This is a genomic window from Corynebacterium glyciniphilum AJ 3170 (genome assembly GCF_007673095.1).
GTDB lineage: Bacteria > Actinomycetota > Actinomycetes > Mycobacteriales > Mycobacteriaceae > Corynebacterium.
In genome coordinates, this window is record NZ_VDYZ01000325.1 from 1 (window position 1) to 244 (window position 244).

The 244-nt window shown below is 66.8% G+C and carries 1 protein-coding gene; it reads left to right on the forward strand.

The features are described 5' to 3' along the window. Positions 1-198 (forward strand): hypothetical protein (locus tag FS507_RS20115; RefSeq protein WP_260853598.1); only part of this gene is annotated, 198 nt, incomplete at its 5' end. Positions 199-244: the final 46 nt, after the last annotated feature.

Consider the following 244-nt stretch of genomic DNA (forward strand, 5'->3'; position numbering starts at 1 on the left):
GAAGGTTTGTGGGTGTTGTGGGGGGTGTTGTTGGGGGTGGGGGGGGTGATGGAGGGAGTGGTGGAGGAGAGGAGGGGTTGGGTGGGGGGGGGTGAGAGGGGGAGAGTGGAGGAGTGTGTGGAGATGAGGGGGGGGGTGGGGGAGGAGAAGTGGGTGGGTGTGGGGGGGATGGGGGGGGGGGAGGGGATTGGGGGGTAGGAGTGGAGGTTGTCGTTGGAGGAGTTGAAGAAGGGGAGAGGGGGTG